This window comes from Pseudarthrobacter sulfonivorans (assembly GCF_014712225.1).
GTDB lineage: Bacteria > Actinomycetota > Actinomycetes > Actinomycetales > Micrococcaceae > Arthrobacter > Arthrobacter sulfonivorans.
The window spans coordinates 340535-358094 of record NZ_JACXBW010000002.1; the positions used below are offsets into that span (position 1 = coordinate 340535).

Below are 17560 nucleotides of genomic sequence, written 5' to 3' on the forward strand. Positions count from 1 at the left end.
TATCTCCCAGTGAAGCACCTCCGCATCAGGTGCGACAGTGCCCCTCCCCGACCCGCCCACGAAAACCCTGGTTGTGCCGGGCGCTCAGGTGCCTCGCGCAGAACGTACTGTGAGAGTATCTGGGCGCAGAAAAGGGAGGACTAATGGCGCGCATCTTCATCACCGGCTCCACCGACGGACTCGGACTGGCCACGGCGCAGTCCCTCCTGGACGGTGGCCACCATGTCATCGTGCATGCACGCAGCGCCGGACGGCTGGGCGCACTGCAGGAGCTCGCTGACCGCGGCGCGGCGACCGTGGTCGGCGACTTGTCGGACACTGCGCAAACCAGGGACATCGCGGACCAGGTGAACCGGAGCGGCCCTGTGGACGCCGTCATCCACAACGCTGGCGTGCTGAGCGGTCCCGATATTTTTCAGGTCAACGTCGCGGCGCCTTACCTTTTGACAGTCCTCATTCACCGCCCACGCCGGCTGATCTACCTCAGCAGCGGGATGCACCGCGGCGGCCACGCGGGCAGCTTCCGCGACGGAGCCGGCGCCGGCGGTGCGCCCCGGGTGTCCTATTCGGACAGCAAGCTTTACGTCACCGCCCTCGCGGCGGCAGTCGCCCGGTTATGGCCTGAGGTTCTCAGCAACGCCGTGGATCCGGGCTGGGTGCCGACCAAGATGGGCGGCCCCGGCGCTCCGGACGATCTCCGACTCGGGCACGTTACCCAGGAGTGGCTGGCCACCAGCGATGACCCCGAGGCACTGACCAGCGGCGGCTATTGGCACCACCAGCGCCGGGACAAGGCGCATCCTGCCGCTCTGGACCAACACCTGCAGGACGAGCTCCTCGACTATCTGGCCCGTCTCACGGGAGAACGACTGACGTGAACGCTCAGTGGTGGGAAATTATTCTGGGTGCCTTTGCCGGGCTGGGTGCCGTTTACGCCATGCTTCTGCTGGCTTTGTGGGCCTACGCTCGGCGTCACCCAGAGACAGTGGGGACGCGTGATGCGTTGCGGCTGCTGCCGGACGTGCTGCGCGTTCTCAGACGCCTGGCCGCGGATACATCCGTATCGCGCGGCGTGCGAATCAAGTTGTTCCTTCTGCTGGGATATTTGGCCTTCCCGATCGACCTGGTCCCGGACTTCCTGCCGCTGATCGGCTACGCCGATGACGTGATCATCATGGCCTTGGTTCTTCGCTCCGTGATTCGCTCCGCGGGTCCGGACGCCTTAAGGCGTCATTGGCCTGGAAGTCCCGCCGGGCTTACCGTCGTCGAACGCCTCGCGGGCCTTCCGGCACCCCGTCACTTGACGTAGCGGCCACAGGCCTGTTCCATCGTGGGCAGGCTTTTCGTGGTGCGGACGTTCAGTCCTGCACGGCAGCGGACAGAATTTGCTCCATCTTCTCTTGCAGGAACTCCTGCCCCTCAGCGCTCGGGTGTTCACCGTCCGGTCCCAGCAGGACGTCGGCGCGTCCGCTGAACCACTGCTCGGCTATGGGATCGACGAAATTCACGCCCATGGACTGCGCCGCCGAGGCCTCGACGTCTCGTACGTCGGCTAACCCCGGATCTGTCTCCTCGCTGCCGGACGGCGGGCCGACCGCCACCAGAACCGCGTCGGGGGCCAGGGACGAGGCGGCGGCGAAGGTCAGGACAGCAGCGTCCCGGAGTTCCTCCGGCCCGGCCCCCGTATCGTTGTCGGACCCGAAAAAAACAACCACGTCCGTGTGGGGGCTGACTGCTGCCTGGACTTCCATGGCGAACGTGTCCCCGTCATCACCGGCAACCAGGTAGCCGCTGCCGTTCTCTGCCGCATTGGTGACCTGCACCGTCTGCTGGTTGGACAGGTGTGCCGACTGAAGAAGCTCTGGCCACGCCTGCTCCGGCGAGGTTCCCAGCCCCGTGCTCAGGGAGTCCCCGATCACGACAACCCTGACCGTGGTGTCGGCGGGCCCTGAAGCCGGTCCGCTCGTTTCGACTGCGACCTGTGCGGTGCCCGTTGAGATTGGTTGAGCGGGCCCGGCCTGCCCCTGAGCGCTGGCAGTGGTGCATGCGCTGGTCACAAGAAGGAGCATCGCAGCACCGGATGCCTTCATCACGGCGAGGACGCGCGGCGACGACCCCTTCATCCACCCCTCCAAGATCCCGGCGGTCAGGAAAACTAACGCAATCCGTGAAATATCCATGTTAACCCGACTGCCTGAAGGTAGCCGATCCACGGTCGGAAATCCCTTGCATGCGGGATGCCGAAGTTCAGCCCGGGGTGGTCAGGACGAGTTGCTGTCCGCGAGGCCAAGGCGCCCGATCAAATCAGAGCCGTGGCATTCGCGGGTGACCCGGTGCCGCCGGTGATGTTCAGCGGTTTGACGGTGATGAAGGCATCCCACCGGCCGGCGCTGCGCATGTGGCGGGCAAGCGGGCCAAGCCGCCACAGCTCACCCAGGGGCATGCCGAGTTTGGCGAGCAGTTGCTGGTGCATCATGCCGTGGTCGTTGGGTGCGGAACCCAGGTAGGGGCTCGCGGGCACGGCGGGCAGGCACTCGAAGGCAAAGTTGTCGGCAGCAAGAAGGGCCAGGCGGTGGTCCCACGCCCAGGCAACAAAGCCCTCCGACTGGGCAATCCCAGTGGCCCGGCGGCTATCGCGGATCCTATGCTTTTCCTCCGGCCCCAGGCCCAGGAACCATTCGCACCAGCCGGTGTGAAGCATGAGGATGTCCCCGTGCCGGAGGCTGAGGGACTGCGCGGTGATTGCTGCTTCGATCAGGTCGAGGCCGAGGGGCTCACCTGCGGCATGGTCAATGGGGGCGCCCTGGCCGGTGCGGAATCCTTCAAGGTCCACCAGCACTCCTCTGCCAACAATGGGAAGGTCTGCCCATTCCTGGATGCCGAGATCCGGCGTGCCTTCGGTGATCCGTTCGTCAGGGGTGCCGTTGTAGAAGCCGACGTCGTCCGCCCGGCGGTGCCGCAGCCCGTCGATCTGGGTGGATCCCTGAAGGTAGTACCCGTCAAGGTAGTCGTCCCGGTGCGCCGGGTGCGAAGAGTAGATGGTGTGCCGCGGAGCTCCGCGCTTGAGCGACATTCCGGGGTCGAAAGCATCGGCCGGATAGTCCAGCCCAAGGGCCGTGCCGGTTCTGATGCAGTTCTTGGCTTCCAGCACCGCGCCCTCTGTGATGAACGACGGCGTTCCGCGGGTTGGTTCCGGAAACAAGCCCCAGGAGGTCCCCGCCAGAGCGCCCTCCCTTTCCAGCAGGGCTGCGAAGGATGGATATGTTGCGTCCCGGCCAAGAGAGGTCACCGCGCCCCTGCTTTCTGTGGCTGCTCCTGGTTCTGATGCCGCCTGTAGCTCAGCAGGAAACCCGCAACCGCGCAGGCGGAGGCGGCAATGCACATCGGCGTTTTGACCGCTTCGTTGAGGAGTTCCAGCCAGCCCCCCTGGCCTGCGATCAAAGCCACGGCCTGGCCGATGACGAACAGCACTCCGCCCAGGAGGAGTGCTGCCAGGGTCAGGACGAAGATGAATTCAATGGCCCTTCGGATCTTATGCATGTGGTGTTCCTTAGATGGGCAGGATGCCGAGAATGATCAGGACGCCGATGCCGAGCAGCGGCAACGCGTAGTGGGTAAGCAGCCGGGCGAACGTCTTAATCGGATCTACGTCCGCGATGCCGCAGGCGACGTACAACGGAGCCCCTCCCGGCGGGACTGCGGCCTCGCAGGATGAGAAGACCAGGACGGCCACGGCCGCGGTGGTTGCCGGTACTCCGGCGGCGACAAGCGTAGCGACACCCACGGTTCCGACGGCGGCCATGGTCGCGGTCGCGGACAGGGGCGCGGCCACCGCAATGACGATCAGGCCGATCAGGATCGCCAGGAGCCAGAGGGGCAGGTTCATCCCGTTCAACAGTGCGGTCATCTGCTTCGGCAAACCGGTTGCGGCCAGCGCGTTGGCTCCTGCAAAGGCGAAGACCACTGTGATGCCGACGATGCCGAAACGGGGTGCGGAACTCTGCAGGAGCGCCCACCAGGCCCGTCCGCCGCGGGGGAGCTTGCTTCGGCCCAGCAGGATGCCGGTGATGATCAGGACCACCGGGATCCAGATGATGACGCTGACGGATTTGGTGATGTCCCCGCCGGTCCAGTCCGACAGCGCCCTGGCGGTGGCGCCGGTGGTCATGACCAGCGGAATGGCCACCACGATGAACAGCAGCAGGGTGGCCCAGCCGCGGCCGAACGCTGAACCCACAGAGAGACGGTGTGCGGCGTCCAGCGGTGTCATCCCGCTTCTGCGGACCAGCAGCCAGGTAACGATGAGCCGGTGCAGGAAGCACCACAAACCACCGAACAGCAGCGGCAGGACGAGCGCATTGATGTCCAGCAGTGGCCCCACTGTGGCGGACCCGACGAGGACAAACATCGAAGCGCTGAACGGAAAAGTGATTCCCATGCCCGCATTGCCGGCCACAAGTGTTGCCGCAGAGGGCTTGTCCAGCCGGGACTTTTCCATCCAGGGGATGGTGACCGACCCGACCGTCGCCGCGATGGCGGCTTGGTTGTGGACTACCCCGCCCAGGCCCGCCGACGCCACGGTGGACACCCATGCCGGTCCGCCTTTGACTCCGCCGATAAGGGCGTTGAGGAGGTCGATCAGCCGGTCGAGCACGCCCGTCTTGTCCAGCAGGTATCCCATGAAAACGAACGCCATGGTTGCGTAGACGATTTCGTCGGTGATGGCCGAGTACAGTGCCGTCCACCCGATCTGGCCTGCTGCGGCACCGGTGAACGGGAGCACAACCAGGAATCCGAGGATCATGGCCTCCCCCACGCTGCGCTTGATCAGGGTGGTCCACAGCAGGATGACGGTCAGGTAGGCCCCAAGTGCCCAAATGCCGATCATGCTGCTGCTCCTGATGGCGGAGTGCCGGTGGTGTGGTTAGTCATGTGCTTCCTGTTCATGATTGTGCCCCAGTGTTGGGTCAGCGCAAGGCCGGCGCAGTTTCCTGCGCCATGCGGGCGAGGGCGGCGGCCGATGCGGTGGTCATCTCGGCCGGGACTCCGAGGTCGGAGAGGTAGCTCGCGGTGTCCTGCATTTCCTTGGAACGGCGGACTGCGTGCTTGGCCGTGCCGGTAAGGAACCTGTCGATGACTGCCTGGCCGTCGCCGGCCAGCTGGCCTGCGATCTGGGACCGGATCCACTCTTCGAGACCGGCCGCCTTACCCGCCGTGACGGCCTCGACGACGACGGAGGCGAGGCCCTTCATCAGGACGCTGCGCAGGAGCTTGTGTGCCATGGCCGCACCGGGTTCCCCCTCCGCAATCTCGACCTCCACACCCAACGGGGCCAGCAGATCGGCAACTGCCTGTGCCCCTGGCCCGCTCACCATCAGGGGAGTCTTCTCCCCCAGCGCGGAGACGGGGCCGAGGATCGCGACGTCGGCGAAGTCGGCTTTGGTGGGAAGCTGGCCGAGCTGGTTCATGACGCCCGGCGAGGAAGAGGTGAAGTCTGCATAGCAGCTGCCCTGCTCCAAGACCGGAAGGCATTCCTGCGCGACGCTCCGCGCTGCGGCGGCTCCTGTCATGACCAGGACGATGTCAGTCCCGGCGCAGGCCTCGGCTGCGGTGGCTGCACGGGTGACGCCGGCAGGAGTGGACGGGGCAACGGGGTCAAACCCGGTGACCTGGTGGCCGGCTTCGATGAGTGCCGAAGCGTAAGTGGCTCCGGCCTCGCCGAGGCCTATGACGGTGCACGCTGTCATGATTTTCTCTGTCTTTCTTGCTTAGTGGCGGGCAGCGACGATGGCTTGCCGGCGGCTGGTTTCGTCCGTGAACACTGCTTCCGCAGCGTCGGCTACGGCGGCCGCCTGTTCGCGGGGAATGACCACGACACCGTCCGAGTCGCCGATGATCACGTCGCCCGGAAGAACAGGCACGCCGCCGAAGGCGAGCGGCGTTCCCAGCCGGAAGGGTCCGTTCTTGTAAGGCCCCGCGGGTGTAGTAGCCCGGGCAAAGACGGGCATGCCGATTTCAGCCAGCGCCTCGGCGTCGCGCGCTGCCCCGTCCAATGCGAAACCGGCAATGCCGAGGTTGATGGCGCGCTCGCCGATGAGTTCCCCGAGAAGGGCGCGCGACTCATCCCCGCCGCCGGCGACAACAATGACGTCTCCGGGCCGGGCGTGCTCGAGCGCCTTATGGATGCCCTGGTTGTCCCCGGGACGTGTCCACACGGTGAAGGCGGGCCCGGCCAGCCGGGCTCCGGGCCAGATCGCCTGGATCGCGGAGTGCGCCACGCCGAGGCGGTCCACGGCATCGCCGATGTTGGCCGCGGGGAGCTTGGCGAGCCGCTCCACGACATCCCTGTCAGGGCGGGGAAAGTCGGCGTCGGTGGTGGCAAGTGCTGGGGTTGTCATGGTTTTTTCTTCCGTCGGGTAGCGGGATGGTTAGTCTTTTTTCTGGACCAGCGGGAGGACCTTCTTGAAGTCCTCTTCCTGTCCGGCCCAGAACTGCTTGTAGTCATCGCCGGAGAGGTAGCTGGTCTGCAGTCCAAGGGCGCTCATCTTTTCCTTGACCGTGGGGTCTTCGATGGCTTTCTGGATGGCGGCTTCGAGTTTCTTGGTGACGGCTTCGGGCAGCCCGGCCGGGGCGGAGTAGCCGCGGGCGGTGCCGGCTTCGAGGTCGTAGCCTGATTCCTTGAACGTGGGGACCTCCGGGAGTGAGGGTGCCCGCTCGGACGTCATGACGCCCAGGACGCGTGCCTTGCCCTGCTTGGTCAGGTCGGTCACGTCACTGACGTTGGCGACGAGGATATCCACGTGCTTGCCGAGGAACGCGGTGGTGGCCTGGGAAGCGCCTTCGGAGAAGTGGACCGGGGCGAATTCAGCGCCGGTGCCTTCCTGGATCTGCGCCAGGGCGAAGTGTTCGCCGGTCTGCAGCCCCGTGGTGCTGGCCGTCATGGACTTCGGGTTGGCTTTGGCCGCGTCCAGGAGGTCCTTCAGCGTCTTGTAGGGGCTGTCGGGCTGCACAGCGATGACAGTGGGGTCGATTACCTGGCGGCCGAGCGGCTGGAAGGTGTCGCGGGTGTACTTAGCGCCGCGGGCGGGATCCAGGGGTGAGACGACGACCGACGGCGAACCGGTAGCGCCGATGGTGTATCCATCGGGCTTGGCGCTGGTCAGCTGGGTGTAGCCGATTTGGCCGCCGGCGCCCGGCTTGTTGATGACTTCGACGTTGGTGCCGAGTTCCTTTTCCAGAATGGGCTGCATCAGCCGGGCAGCCGTGTCCACCGCGCCGCCCGAGGAGAAGGCGACGACCAGGTCGATGGATTTGCCCTTCTTCGGGAAATCGTCAGCGGAGGCGGTTTTGGCTCCGGCGTTGGCGCCACAGCCGGTAAGGGCGATCAGGGTTGCGGCTGCGAGGGCGGTGCCGATGCGTGAACGGGTTTTCATGGTTCTTCTCCTTTGAAGAGATACGTGGGGTGCGGTTGGTCGGGTGGGTGGGCAGGAGGGTCAGGCTTCGGGGTCCTCGGTGAGGGCCTTGGGTTTGCGGACCTTAAGCAGGGGGCTGCAGATGATCAGCACTCCCAGACCGATGAGGACTGCCGAGATGGGACGGCTGGTGAAAATGCTGAAGTCGCCCTGGGAAATCTCAAGCGACTCGCGCAATGAACGCTCCATCAGCGGCCCGAGTACCAGGGTGAGGACCATCGGTGCGAGCGGGATGTCCAGGTTCCTCAGGGCGAGACCAAGCAGACCAAAGCCGATCATCACGAAAACGTCGAAGACGTCGAAGTTGATGGTGTAGGCACCAATGACCATGAACAGCAGGATCAGGGCGGTCAGGATAGGGGTGGGGACGCGCAGGATGGAGGTCCAGAGGCCGACAAGGGGGACGTTGAGCAGCAGCAGAAGCACGTTGCCGATGAAGAGGCTGGCGATGATGGCCCAGGCGATGTCGGAATGCTCGGTGAACAGGGCGGGCCCGGGAGTAAGGCCCTGCTGGAGGAATGCGCCCATCAGCACTGCGATGGTGGGGGACGCCGGGATGCCGAGCGTGAACAGCGGAATCAGGGCCGCGTTGGCATGGGCGTTGTTTGCCGTTTCCGGACCTGCCACGCCTTCCACCGCGCCCTTGCCCAGTTCATTGCGGAAGCGGGAGAACTTCTTTTCCGCGGCGTAGGACAGCAGGGAGGATACCGATCCGGTCATGCCGGGGATGAGGCCCAAGCCGAAGCCGACACCGGTGCCGCGTGCCATGGCCGGGGCGCTGCGGCGCCATTCAGTACGTGACGGGAGCAGCGAGCGCATGCCGGGGGCGTGCACCAGGGGCGTCTTCGAGTTCTTGCGGTAGGAGAGGATCTCGGAGAGCCCGAACACACCGACGATGACGGCCACGAAACTGACGCCGTCCAGGAGCCGGTCCATCCCAAAGGTGAAGCGCGGTGCCCCGGCGACGGGGTCGATGCCGACCATGGAGATGAGCAGGCCCAGTGCTCCGGAGATGAGGGCTTTGACCATGGATTTTCCGGCCAGGGCAACAAGCAGGGAGATACCGACGACCATCAGGGCGAAGAACTCCGGCGGCCCGACGAGCAGTCCCAGTTCACCCAGCGGTTTGGCGGCCGCGACCAGGCCGATGGTGGCGACGGTTCCGCCAACGAAGGATCCGACGGCTGCCAGGGTCAGTGCGGCCCCGGCCCGGCCGAGCTTGGTCATCGCGTAGCCGTCGATGGTGGTGATGGCAGAGGATGCCTCCCCGGGGGTGTTCAACAGGACGCTGGTAATCGTTCCGCCGTACTGGGTGCCATAGAAGATGGCGCACAGCATGATGATTGAGCCGGTTGGATCCAGATTCAAGGTGAGCGGGATAAGCAGGGCGACGCCGGCTACAGGTCCGACGCCGGGAAGCACACCGATGATGGTGCCGAGGAGGCAGCCCAGGAAGGCAAAAATCAGGTTCTGCCAGGTCATAGCGGCGGCGAAGCCGCCGAGCAGTTCGTTGAGGGTGTCCACGTTCAGAATCCGATCAGGTTCAACGGTGTAAATGCCGAGACGGGAAGCGCAACGTTCAGGCCATAGTTGAAGGCATAGAACGCGCCGACGCTTCCGGCGAGGGCGATGATCAGCGAGGACAGCCAGGTGCGCTGCCCGCGCAGTTTCAGGTGGTACAGCAGGAACAGGAACATGCTCAGCTGGAAGCCCAGCAGGTCCATGAGCAACGCGAGGACAACTAGGCTGACCACCACGCTGATCACAACGCCCCTGTCGATGCCTTCGGCCGCCGCACTGGGCCGGCGCAGCTCCTGGACAAGCCAGAGTGCCGACATGCTCACCAGCACTCCGCCCATCGCAAAGGGGAAGAGTCCGGGGCCGGGACCGAGGCTGGTCCAGAGGCCCAGGGAGGCCGAGCTGACCAGCACATACAGGCCGACGGCGGTAAACGCGCCGATGCCCGTCAGCACGGAAGGAGCCACTCGTGCGGCACTTTCCGGTTTCGTCATGAGTGACTCCGTTGTCATCGGGTTCCTTACTGGGTTCCGTATTTCATTTCATAGAATGAAACTATGTTGCGTACAGAGAAATAGTGACAGCAGACACATCCACTGTCAAGCGCGTGGAGTTACATAGAATGAAAGGATGACGACGGTGACCTCCACACACTCGGGCAGTTCCGCGGAAGACGGCCCGAAGGCCTCGAACATGCGCTCGCTCTCGAGGGCCATGGAGGTATTCGCTGAGCTCCAACGCGCGGAGCGCCCCCAGCGGCTCAGCGATCTGGCCAGGACCTGCGGCATGAGCCTGCCGACGACGCTGAGGATCCTCCGCGTGCTCCAGGACTTCGGCATGGTCAGCCAGACGGACAAGTCCTACCGGATCGGACCGGCGGTCCTGCCCGCCGCCCGCAGCTTCCTGGAGAACGACCCCCTCGTCGTCTCCGCCCGTCCCGTCCTGCAGCAGGTCGCCTCGCAGACCGGGCTTACCGCGTCGCTGTATACCCGCCTTGGATTTGAGCGCATCCTGGTGGCCCGCGTCGACGGCGAAGCTCCGCTGCGCTACGACCTCCCGCTCGGCAAGCGGCTGCCCCTCACACTCGGCGCGGCGGGCAAGATCCTGCTTGCATCGGCGTCCGACGACGAGCTCCGGCAAGCGGTGTCCGCGGCGATCGCGGCCGGCCAGGAGGACGCCGGCTTAACCGCCGAAGTCCTGCGGTCCCGGCTGCCGGAGCCCGGCGCCGATTACGCCTACTCTGCGGATGAGCGGGCCACAGGAGTCTTGTCTGTGGCCGTCGCGGTGCCGAACAGGGCGGGGCGGCCGAGTGAGTCCATCTCCCTCACGAGCCCCGTGGAGGCAGCAAGCGAAGCCACGCTGAAAGCCGGGATCCCTGAGCTTCGACGCGCGGCCGGGCGGCTTTCAGAGCTCCTCGAAGGATCCGTCTACTAGCTCAGGGCTCGCCGCCGAATTCCACCGTGGGCAGCAGCGACAAGCCCGCCGCAGAAGGTTCTCCTGTCGGGACGAGGTTGATGGGCAATCGCAGGAACTGCTGAATTATCAGTATCCAAGAGTGCGGATCTTGGCGGCGCTGAATTCGTCGTCAGAGAGTGCGCCCTTCGCATGGAGCTCTGCGAGGAGAGCCAGTTCTGCCGCCACGGACCTTCTGCCCCGCATGTTGCCAAGCACTGCTCGATGGCCCGCGCGGGCCTCGGTCCGTGCTGGTTCCGGCATCCGCCCCGGCGGTGAGCTTTTGACGGCAATCGCGATGAGCAGGGTAATCGCAAGGACGCCTAACGCGATTCCCAAGGGGGCTCGAAATGGCTCTGTTGCATTTGCCAGGACTGAAATTACCGCTCCAGATGCAACTGCACCCGACCCAGCTACCCGAAGCCACCCCCGGGTGAAGCTGAACGCGAACAGGTATCCGCCGGGCTCTGTAGAAGCCGCATGCTGGTTCATCTGCCGAGGATAGCCCTGCGAACAGGCATTGAACATCCCTCGGAGGTTTGGCTGCCGTCGGCACGCGTAAGGCGGTCATTTCAGCCCCGGCGTCTGCCTGCGTAGTCCGTCCCGCATTCGCTGTCTAGTGGATCAGGCCGGCGACGAGGTTGATGGTGGTGGCCAGAACGATAGTTCCCAGCAGATAGGACAGCAGCGCCTGGCGCAGCACGGTGGCGCGTACCGCTTCTGTCTTAAGGTCTGTGTCCGAGACCTGGAAGGTCATGCCGACCGTGAAAGCCAGGTAAGCGAAGTCCAGGTAGCGCGGTAGCTTGTCCTCGTTGAAGTCCACACCGGCCCTGTCCCGGTAGTAGAGGGAGGCATAGCGAAGGGTGAAGAGCGTATGGACCAGGAACCAGGACAACGCCACACTCCCCAGAGCCATCGAGATGATGGCCGCCTTCGTGCCCCCTTCGGCATTGGAGGCGTCCAGCAGAATGAGGGCCACCCCGGCGAAACTCGCCACCGTGGCACTCAAAACGAGTGCATCGGAGGCGCCCCTTCCCGGATCTTCGCGCCGCGCGTGGGCCGCCGTGGCTTCCGCCTGCAGCCGCCCGACGACGGCCCACACCCAGATGAGATAGGTCAGTGACGCCGCCGCCCAGCCCATCGCTGGCGCGTACGCCCAGGAGTTCAACAAGGCCCCCACGACCAGAGCCGTACCCAGGCCCACAATGACCATCACCACGACCCGCAGGCGCGAACGATGGACCGGCCTGTTGAAACGCCACTCCGGGCCGGCCCTGTCAGGTGCATTCATAGGTCGATCATCCCATTCAGTCATAGAACAAACAGCGGCTGGCGGCCACGCCCCCTACTACCCGCCCGTAGCGTAGCGCCGCGTTTTGCCGGAGGAGCATACTGGAAACGCCGCTCAAGTCGATGGACGATTACCTGTCCGGGCGGCTCGTTCACCGGCAGTTCCCGGGGAAAACGGCCGGCATCTCAACGAAGGTGGAAGACTCTCTTTCCACGCTTCGTATCCTTTGGACAGAAAATATTGGTCTCAGAGGGGTAGAAGATCAACAATGAATCGCACCAAGACGAGGCTACTGTCGATGGCCGCCGCCACAGTCCTAGCCATGGGACTTGCTCCCGGAATTGCGGTCGCCCATGGCGGACCCGGGCACGGGGACTCGGACCACAGCGCCGACTGGCGGAACAATGACGATCAGCGCCGACTGGTCAGGATCCTGCGCCACGTGACCGACGACTATCGCTGGCTGGAGAACGCGGAGGCTGACGGCTACCAGAAAATTACCGAGTGCATCGAGCATCCCGGCGGGGCCATGGGCTTCCACTACGCGAAGCAGGAACTGATCGATGACAAGACCCGGGCCCGAAAGCCTGAAGTTCTCGTGTACATGCCGAATGAGGACGGGCGGTACAAGCTGGTAGCCGCTGAGTTCATATCGACCGCGGCCGAGCGGCCTTCGCTTGCCGGCCTCGACTTCGAGGACGGGCCGTTCCCCGGCTCCTACGCGCTCCATGCGTGGGTATGGCGGGACAACCCGGACGGCATGTTCGCGGCCTACAATCCGGACCTGAGCTGCCCGAAGTAGCACCACTAGCGGTGGTCGGGCCTGTCGAGACCCTCAACGCTAACCCGCACCCTGCAGTAAGCAGCCGGACGCTCCTGCAATTCGTGTTCAGGAGCGTCCTCGCGGGCCTCCCCTCGCCTTCTGGAGTCGCGGCGCGCCATGCGTTCCGCGGGGACGATCAGCACCAGTGCCGCGAGCAGGGCGGCGGCCAGCATGATCGATCCGCCGGCATAGGCGACGGCGACGCTCCCGGCGAGTGATCCCGCGTTGGCTGAGGCCGCCACCAGGACACCGACGCCCAGGGCACTGCCGAGCTGGTGCGAGGTGTTCACCAGACCGGAGGCGGCTCCGGCGTCGCGGGTGCTCACGCCTGCGATGCCCGCGGCGGTGAGCGGGGCGAATCCGAGGCCTTGACCGACGCCGATCAGCACCAGCGGCAGCGCGACCCCGGTGAGGTACGGGGTGGACGCCGTGATGGTGCTGAGCCAGGTCATGCCCGCCAGCGTCAGGGCGAGCCCGGCAGCCAAAAGGGATGCATTGCCGAATCGGTGCGTGAGCCGTGGGACAGCCAGTGCAACGAAGAAATTCACCACCGTCATGGGGAAGAAAGCAACGCCGGCCTGCAAGGGGTTGTAGCCGTAGACCCCTTGCAGGAACTGGGTGGTGAAGAAGAAGAAACCGATCATGGTGCCGGCAAACAGCAGCCGGGCCGCGTAGGCGCCGGCCCGTTCCCGGCTGGCGAACAGGTGCAGCGGCATGATGGGCTGCTCGACCCTCCGCTCGTTGAGCACCAGCAGGCTGAGGAGTACAAGGGCTGCGGCCAGGGCGGTGATCGTTTCAGGTGCCGCCCAGCCGGCCTCGACCGAGTGGACGATGGCGAAGACCAGGGCGCCCATGCCCAGAGTCGAGGCCACCGCACCGAACACGTCGAAGCGGCCGGACGAGCGCGGGGTCTCAGGGATGTATTTGACCGCGGCAAAGATCATGGCAACGCCGATGGGCACGTTGACGAAGAAGCCCGCCCGCCACGAAACCCATTCCGCGAGCGCGCCGCCGACCACCAGGCCCAGGCTGGCACCGATGCCGGCAACAGCGCCATAGGCGCCCACCGCGCGGGTGCGTTCCCGGCCGGCGGCGAACGTCGCCGTCAGCAACGACAGCGAGGAGGGCGCGACGACGGCGGCTCCGATTCCCTGAAGTGCCCGGGCAGCAACCAGCCACCAGTCGCTGGGGGCGACTCCGATCAGGAGGGACGCGAAGGCGAACAACGCCAGGCCCGCGATGAACACCCGGCGCCGGCCCAGGACGTCCCCGAGACGGGCGCCGAGCAGCAACAGCCCGCCGAACACCAGCGTGTACGCGTTCTGGACCCACGACAATCCGGTCGGTGACAGGCCGAGCTCGGCCTGAAGGCTGGGCAGGCCGGTGAAGATGATCGAGTTGTCCAGGATGATCATGAAGTAGCCCACGAGGATGATCGCCAGGATCGCCGTGGGGCGGACGTTGGTGGGCGGCGAGGCTGTGGTGGTGTTCAAGGTTGTCCTTCTCATTGGCGGATCGCCGGCAGTTGTCCACATGCCTGCGTATCCACTTCACCACTGAGGGAGAAACCGCGGGAGTGGCCCCTGTTCCAGGTACGGGCAGACCACCCTTCAGCAGGCGGCCGGCCTGAAGGGGTGTACTGTCAGGCCCTCCCACCCGCCGGGGGTCGGCCGTAGCCTGAGAGCATGGACAGCCGAAATGATGTGAGTGAATTCCTGCGATCCCGCCGGGCCAAGGTAACGCCTGAACAGGTGAACCTGATTGTCGGCAGCAACCGGCGGGTGCCGGGTCTCCGGCGGGAAGAAGTGGCCACCCTGGCGTCGGTCAGTGTGGACTACTATGCCCGCCTGGAACGCGGCAATCTCACCGGCGTCTCTGATGAAGTGCTCGAATCCATCGCGCACGCCCTCAGGCTTGACGAAGCCGAGACCGCGCACCTCTTTGCGCTCGCCCGCGCCGCCCGGCCCGGGCCGGCCCGCCGGAAGCGCGCAGCCAAAGAGCAGGAGCTGCGGCCCAGCCTGCAACGGTTCATGGATGCCATCACCGGCGCCCCCACCTGGGTGCGCAACGAACGCATGGACTTCGTCGCGGCCAATCCGCTGGGCCGCGCCCTCTACGCCCCCGTCCTTGCGGACCGCGTTCAGCCCGCGAACACCGCGCGTTTTCTGTTCCTCAACCCTGAAGCGCCCACGTTCTTCCCGGACTGGGAACAGAACGCCAACGACGTCGTCGCCACCCTGCGCGGCTACGCCGGCCGGCAGCCGCACGACCGCAGTCTCTCGGACCTGATCGGTGAGCTCGCAACCCGGAGCGAGGAATTCCGCACCCGCTGGGCCGCCCACAACGTCCGGTTCCACCGAACCGGTCTTAAGCGCATCCACCACCCCGTCGTCGGGGACCTCGAGCTCAGCTATGAGGCGATGGAACTGCCGGCCAATCCTGGCTGGACAATGTTCGCCTACACGGCCGAGCCCGGCTCAGCCAGCGACGAACGCCTGAGCCTGCTCGCCAGCTGGGCGGCAACCACCGCCAGCGAACTCCCCGCCACCGCCTCGACTGAGCGCTGACATCCTCCGAGAAAGAGCACCATGGCACAGAACTTGAAAAAACCCCGCACCGTGCTCGTTGTCGGTGCGACCGGAAGCGTCGGCCGCCACGTCGTGGCGGAGGCAGTACGTCAGGGTTACACGACGCGGGCCCTCGTGCGGGACGCCGCGCGCGCAGGCCGGCTCGACGCTGCCGCTGAGAAAGCAGTGGGCGACCTGACCCGGGCCGAGACGCTGGCCGACGCCGTCGCTGACGTTGATGCCGTCGTCTTCACCCAAGGCTCCGCGTACGGCGATGCCGCGGCAGCGGAAGCGGTGGACTATGGCGCCGTAAAAAACGTGCTCGAGGCACTCGGTGGCCGGCGCGTGCGCATTGCACTCATGACAGCCATCGGGGTGACCCGGCGCGGCGGGACCCACGACTGGAAGCGGCGCAGCGAACGCCTGGTCCGGGCCAGCGGCAATGCCTACATCATCGTCCGCCCCGGCTGGTTCGACTACAACGATGACGACCAGTTGGTGATCACACTGCTGCAGGGCGATACCCGCCACGCCGGAAGTCCGGCGGACGGCGCCATCGCCCGTCACCAGATCGCCCGGGTTCTGGTCGACAGCCTCGCCTCAGACGCATCCGATCACCTGACGTTCGAACTTGTCGCCGAGCACGGACCCGCTCAGGATGACCTGGACCCCGTCTTCGGTGCCTTGGACAAGGATCCGGTGGGTTCGCCCGACGGAGTACGGGACCAAGCGAACATGCCGGCCGAAGCTGAACCGGACCGCGTACGTAAAGATCTCCGAGCGGCGGGCGCAGATCACCGGGCAGCAAATCACCAGGCATAGCAACCGATACCCGGTTCAGCGCCCGCACGGACAGCACGCAACAGACAGGGAGAATCATGGAATACCGCCTCTTGGGACGGACCGGAGTCGAAGTCAGCCCGCTGTGCCTGGGCACGATGATGTTCGGCGCCTGGGGCAACAAGGACGTTGACGACTCGATCCGCATCATCCACCGTGCAATGGACGCCGGCATCAACTTCATCGACACGGCCGATGTCTACTCGGCAGGTGAATCGGAAGAGATCGTTGGAAAGGCCCTGAGGGGCCGGCGCGACGACGTCGTGCTCGCCACCAAGTTCTTCATGCCGATGGGAAAAGAACCCAACCGCAGCGGCGGCTCCCGGAAGTGGATCATGCAGGCGGTGGAGAACTCACTCCGGCGCCTCGGCACCGACTACATCGACCTGTACCAGGTACACCGTCCCAGCGCGGTGATGGACGTCGAGGAGACCCTGGGCGCCCTCACGGACCTGGTCCGCCAAGGCAAGGTCCGGTACATTGGATCCTCCTCGTACTCCGGCAGCCAAATCGTCGAAGCGCAGGTCGCCTCCCGTGAGCGCAACCTCGCCCGGTTCGTCACCGAACAGCCGCCGTACTCAATCCTTGTCCGCGGCATCGAACAGGACGTGCTGCCCACCACAGAACGCCATGGCATGGGCACCCTGACCTACAGCCCCCTGGCCGGCGGATGGCTCTCCGGCAAGTGGCGCAAGGACACCGCACCGACCCCCACCTCGGCGGCACGCCCGAAGGCCCGCTTCGACATGACGAGCGGCGCCAACCAGCAGAAGCTCGAGGTTGTCGATGCACTGGCGCGTGTCGCGGAGGAAGCTGGAATCAGCCTCATTGACCTCGCCCTCGGCTTTGTGATCAACCACCCGGGGGTCACCTCCGCGATCATCGGGCCCCGCACGATGGATCAGCTCGAGTCCCAGCTGCCCGCGGCCGACGTGAAGCTGTCAGTCGAGGTTCTCGACCGGATCGACGGCCTGGTTGCCCCCGGGCTGACGCTGAATCCCGACGACAACAGCTACGGCGCCAACGAACTGACTGCCGCGGCACGCCGCCGCTGACGCCGCGGCAGGGTCAGGTAGTTTGGGCCGGCAAACCCGAATCAGGGACGGTCGGTCTTGACCACCGTGAACAGCACCGCCGAGTCCTCGTCTGCCTCAAGGCTGTGCAGCCCGTCCGGCACGATCAGGAGATCCCCCGCCTTACCCTGCCAGGACTCGGCTCCGGCCCGGAGCCTGACCGACCCTTTGATGACGTAGACCGTGGCCTCGCCGGGGTTCTGGTGTTCGCTGAGCTGCGTGCCCGCGCGAAACGCCATGACCGTCTGCCGGAGCCTCTTTTCATGCCCGCCGTAAGCAGTGTCGGCGGCGCGTCCGCTCGAGGCCGCCACGGCGGCTGTGATCTGCTGGCGGGCCAGGGCCTCTATCGATATCTTCTGCATGAGGACACCGTACCCACAATGCACTCCCCCCGTCGCGGGGCCGCATAAAAAGTCAAGGAACCCAGCCCGGTTGTCGGCAGCAGCTCACTTGCCTGCCGACGTCGAAGAGCCGTGGGCACCTTCGAAAGAGAAGGTGCCCACGGCGTTCGTCATGACTTGATG

Annotated in this window: 20 protein-coding genes; 7 read left to right on the plus strand and 13 right to left on the minus strand. The window is 65.5% G+C overall.

The window, feature by feature from the left end:
* Window positions 1-143 precede the first annotated feature (143 nt).
* Both IAQ70_RS03890 and IAQ70_RS03895 read left to right on the plus strand, forming a co-directional pair.
* Window positions 144-878: an SDR family NAD(P)-dependent oxidoreductase gene (locus IAQ70_RS03890; RefSeq protein ID WP_190988001.1), complete on the plus strand. Its 735-nt coding sequence runs from the start codon at window positions 144-146 to the stop codon at window positions 876-878.
* Window positions 875-1309, plus strand: coding sequence for a YkvA family protein (locus IAQ70_RS03895; protein WP_317983569.1), 435 nt, complete (start codon window positions 875-877; stop codon window positions 1307-1309). The genes IAQ70_RS03890 and IAQ70_RS03895 overlap by 4 nt, the downstream gene beginning before the upstream one ends.
* 49 nt (window positions 1310-1358) lie before the next feature.
* On the opposite strand, the gene IAQ70_RS03900 is transcribed toward IAQ70_RS03895, so the two are convergent.
* The 9 genes from IAQ70_RS03900 to IAQ70_RS03940 form a co-directional block, all read right to left on the minus strand.
* Window positions 1359-2123 (minus strand): SGNH/GDSL hydrolase family protein, encoded by a 765-nt coding sequence (locus IAQ70_RS03900; RefSeq protein ID WP_190988002.1) that lies wholly within the window; start codon window positions 2121-2123, stop codon window positions 1359-1361.
* A 176-nt stretch (window positions 2124-2299) separates the two neighbouring features.
* Complete coding sequence (locus IAQ70_RS03905; protein ID WP_190988003.1) at window positions 2300-3289, minus strand: cyclase family protein; 990 nt, start codon at window positions 3287-3289, stop codon at window positions 2300-2302.
* Entirely contained in the window at window positions 3286-3540 is a 255-nt protein-coding gene (locus IAQ70_RS03910) for a hypothetical protein (RefSeq protein WP_190988004.1), read from the minus strand. Before IAQ70_RS03910 ends, IAQ70_RS03905 begins: the two co-directional genes overlap by 4 nt.
* Window positions 3541-3550: 10 nt before the next feature.
* A complete protein-coding gene (locus tag IAQ70_RS03915) occupies window positions 3551-4888 on the minus strand; it encodes a TRAP transporter large permease subunit (RefSeq protein WP_190988005.1) in 1338 nt (445 codons plus the stop codon).
* Window positions 4889-4967: 79 nt separating this feature from the next.
* The gene (locus tag IAQ70_RS03920; protein WP_190988006.1) at window positions 4968-5747 is read right to left on the minus strand and encodes an NAD(P)-dependent oxidoreductase; all 780 of its coding nucleotides are present in this window, start codon (window positions 5745-5747) and stop codon (window positions 4968-4970) included.
* A 21-nt stretch (window positions 5748-5768) separates the two neighbouring features.
* Entirely contained in the window at window positions 5769-6398 is a 630-nt protein-coding gene (locus IAQ70_RS03925) for an RraA family protein (protein ID WP_190988007.1), read from the minus strand.
* Between the two features lie 30 nt (window positions 6399-6428).
* Window positions 6429-7433 carry a tripartite tricarboxylate transporter substrate binding protein gene (locus IAQ70_RS03930; protein ID WP_190988008.1) on the minus strand — a complete coding sequence of 335 codons (1005 nt, stop codon included), beginning with the start codon at window positions 7431-7433 and terminating at the stop codon, window positions 6429-6431.
* A gap of 60 nt (window positions 7434-7493) precedes the next feature.
* Window positions 7494-8996: a tripartite tricarboxylate transporter permease gene (locus tag IAQ70_RS03935; protein ID WP_190988009.1), complete on the minus strand. Its 1503-nt coding sequence runs from the start codon at window positions 8994-8996 to the stop codon at window positions 7494-7496.
* Window positions 8997-8998: 2 nt separating this feature from the next.
* Window positions 8999-9502 (minus strand): tripartite tricarboxylate transporter TctB family protein, encoded by a 504-nt coding sequence (locus tag IAQ70_RS03940; RefSeq protein WP_190988010.1) that lies wholly within the window; start codon window positions 9500-9502, stop codon window positions 8999-9001.
* Between the two features lie 118 nt (window positions 9503-9620).
* Between IAQ70_RS03940 and IAQ70_RS03945 the strand changes: the two genes are divergently transcribed.
* On the plus strand, window positions 9621-10424 hold the full coding sequence (locus IAQ70_RS03945) for an IclR family transcriptional regulator (protein ID WP_407682555.1): 804 nt from the start codon (window positions 9621-9623) through the stop codon (window positions 10422-10424).
* Window positions 10425-10532: 108 nt separating this feature from the next.
* Here the strand turns inward: IAQ70_RS03945 and IAQ70_RS03950 are convergent, their stop codons facing one another.
* Together IAQ70_RS03950 and IAQ70_RS03955 are read right to left on the minus strand one after the other, a co-directional pair.
* Window positions 10533-10631 (minus strand): SHOCT domain-containing protein, encoded by a 99-nt coding sequence (locus IAQ70_RS03950; protein WP_190988011.1) that lies wholly within the window; start codon window positions 10629-10631, stop codon window positions 10533-10535.
* 427 nt (window positions 10632-11058) lie between these two features.
* Window positions 11059-11733 carry a DUF1345 domain-containing protein gene (locus IAQ70_RS03955; RefSeq protein ID WP_190988012.1) on the minus strand — a complete coding sequence of 225 codons (675 nt, stop codon included), beginning with the start codon at window positions 11731-11733 and terminating at the stop codon, window positions 11059-11061.
* 268 nt (window positions 11734-12001) lie between these two features.
* Between IAQ70_RS03955 and IAQ70_RS03960 the strand changes: the two genes are divergently transcribed.
* Window positions 12002-12535 (plus strand): hypothetical protein, encoded by a 534-nt coding sequence (locus IAQ70_RS03960; protein ID WP_190988013.1) that lies wholly within the window; start codon window positions 12002-12004, stop codon window positions 12533-12535.
* Window positions 12536-12540: 5 nt separating this feature from the next.
* Here IAQ70_RS03960 and IAQ70_RS03965 read toward each other — a convergent pair whose 3' ends face one another.
* Window positions 12541-14049: an MFS transporter gene (locus tag IAQ70_RS03965; protein WP_223858764.1), complete on the minus strand. Its 1509-nt coding sequence runs from the start codon at window positions 14047-14049 to the stop codon at window positions 12541-12543.
* A gap of 192 nt (window positions 14050-14241) precedes the next feature.
* On the opposite strand from IAQ70_RS03965, the gene IAQ70_RS03970 reads away from it, so the two are divergent.
* The 3 genes from IAQ70_RS03970 to IAQ70_RS03980 are packed head-to-tail and all read left to right on the plus strand — an operon-like array spanning window position 14242 to window position 17018.
* The gene (locus IAQ70_RS03970; RefSeq protein WP_190988015.1) at window positions 14242-15123 is read left to right on the plus strand and encodes a helix-turn-helix transcriptional regulator; all 882 of its coding nucleotides are present in this window, start codon (window positions 14242-14244) and stop codon (window positions 15121-15123) included.
* A gap of 21 nt (window positions 15124-15144) precedes the next feature.
* Window positions 15145-15945: an SDR family oxidoreductase gene (locus tag IAQ70_RS03975; RefSeq protein ID WP_190988016.1), complete on the plus strand. Its 801-nt coding sequence runs from the start codon at window positions 15145-15147 to the stop codon at window positions 15943-15945.
* 56 nt (window positions 15946-16001) lie between these two features.
* Window positions 16002-17018: an aldo/keto reductase gene (locus tag IAQ70_RS03980; RefSeq protein ID WP_190988017.1), complete on the plus strand. Its 1017-nt coding sequence runs from the start codon at window positions 16002-16004 to the stop codon at window positions 17016-17018.
* Between the two features lie 41 nt (window positions 17019-17059).
* Here IAQ70_RS03980 and IAQ70_RS03985 read toward each other — a convergent pair whose 3' ends face one another.
* On the minus strand, window positions 17060-17398 hold the full coding sequence (locus IAQ70_RS03985; RefSeq protein WP_190988018.1) for a cupin domain-containing protein: 339 nt from the start codon (window positions 17396-17398) through the stop codon (window positions 17060-17062).
* Window positions 17399-17560: the final 162 nt, after the last annotated feature.

What these genes read in the sequence shown, in the direction of transcription:
- IAQ70_RS03985 (WP_190988018.1), bottom strand. Translation starts at nt 17,398, where the DNA reads ATGCAGAAGATATCGATAGAGGCCCTGGCCCGCCAGCAGATCACAGCC.
- IAQ70_RS03955 (WP_190988012.1), bottom strand. Translation starts at nt 11,733, where the DNA reads ATGAATGCACCTGACAGGGCCGGCCCGGAGTGGCGTTTCAACAGGCCG.
- IAQ70_RS03915 (WP_190988005.1), bottom strand. Translation starts at nt 4,888, where the DNA reads ATGATCGGCATTTGGGCACTTGGGGCCTACCTGACCGTCATCCTGCTG.
- IAQ70_RS03890 (WP_190988001.1), top strand. Translation starts at nt 144, where the DNA reads ATGGCGCGCATCTTCATCACCGGCTCCACCGACGGACTCGGACTGGCC.
- IAQ70_RS03900 (WP_190988002.1), bottom strand. Translation starts at nt 2,123, where the DNA reads ATGAAGGGGTCGTCGCCGCGCGTCCTCGCCGTGATGAAGGCATCCGGT.
- IAQ70_RS03920 (WP_190988006.1), bottom strand. Translation starts at nt 5,747, where the DNA reads ATGACAGCGTGCACCGTCATAGGCCTCGGCGAGGCCGGAGCCACTTAC.
- IAQ70_RS03925 (WP_190988007.1), bottom strand. Translation starts at nt 6,398, where the DNA reads ATGACAACCCCAGCACTTGCCACCACCGACGCCGACTTTCCCCGCCCT.
- IAQ70_RS03940 (WP_190988010.1), bottom strand. Translation starts at nt 9,502, where the DNA reads ATGACAACGGAGTCACTCATGACGAAACCGGAAAGTGCCGCACGAGTG.
- IAQ70_RS03970 (WP_190988015.1), top strand. Translation starts at nt 14,242, where the DNA reads ATGGACAGCCGAAATGATGTGAGTGAATTCCTGCGATCCCGCCGGGCC.
- IAQ70_RS03975 (WP_190988016.1), top strand. Translation starts at nt 15,145, where the DNA reads ATGGCACAGAACTTGAAAAAACCCCGCACCGTGCTCGTTGTCGGTGCG.
- IAQ70_RS03980 (WP_190988017.1), top strand. Translation starts at nt 16,002, where the DNA reads ATGGAATACCGCCTCTTGGGACGGACCGGAGTCGAAGTCAGCCCGCTG.
- IAQ70_RS03930 (WP_190988008.1), bottom strand. Translation starts at nt 7,433, where the DNA reads ATGAAAACCCGTTCACGCATCGGCACCGCCCTCGCAGCCGCAACCCTG.
- IAQ70_RS03910 (WP_190988004.1), bottom strand. Translation starts at nt 3,540, where the DNA reads ATGCATAAGATCCGAAGGGCCATTGAATTCATCTTCGTCCTGACCCTG.
- IAQ70_RS03945 (WP_407682555.1), top strand. Translation starts at nt 9,621, where the DNA reads ATGACGACGGTGACCTCCACACACTCGGGCAGTTCCGCGGAAGACGGC.
- IAQ70_RS03960 (WP_190988013.1), top strand. Translation starts at nt 12,002, where the DNA reads ATGAATCGCACCAAGACGAGGCTACTGTCGATGGCCGCCGCCACAGTC.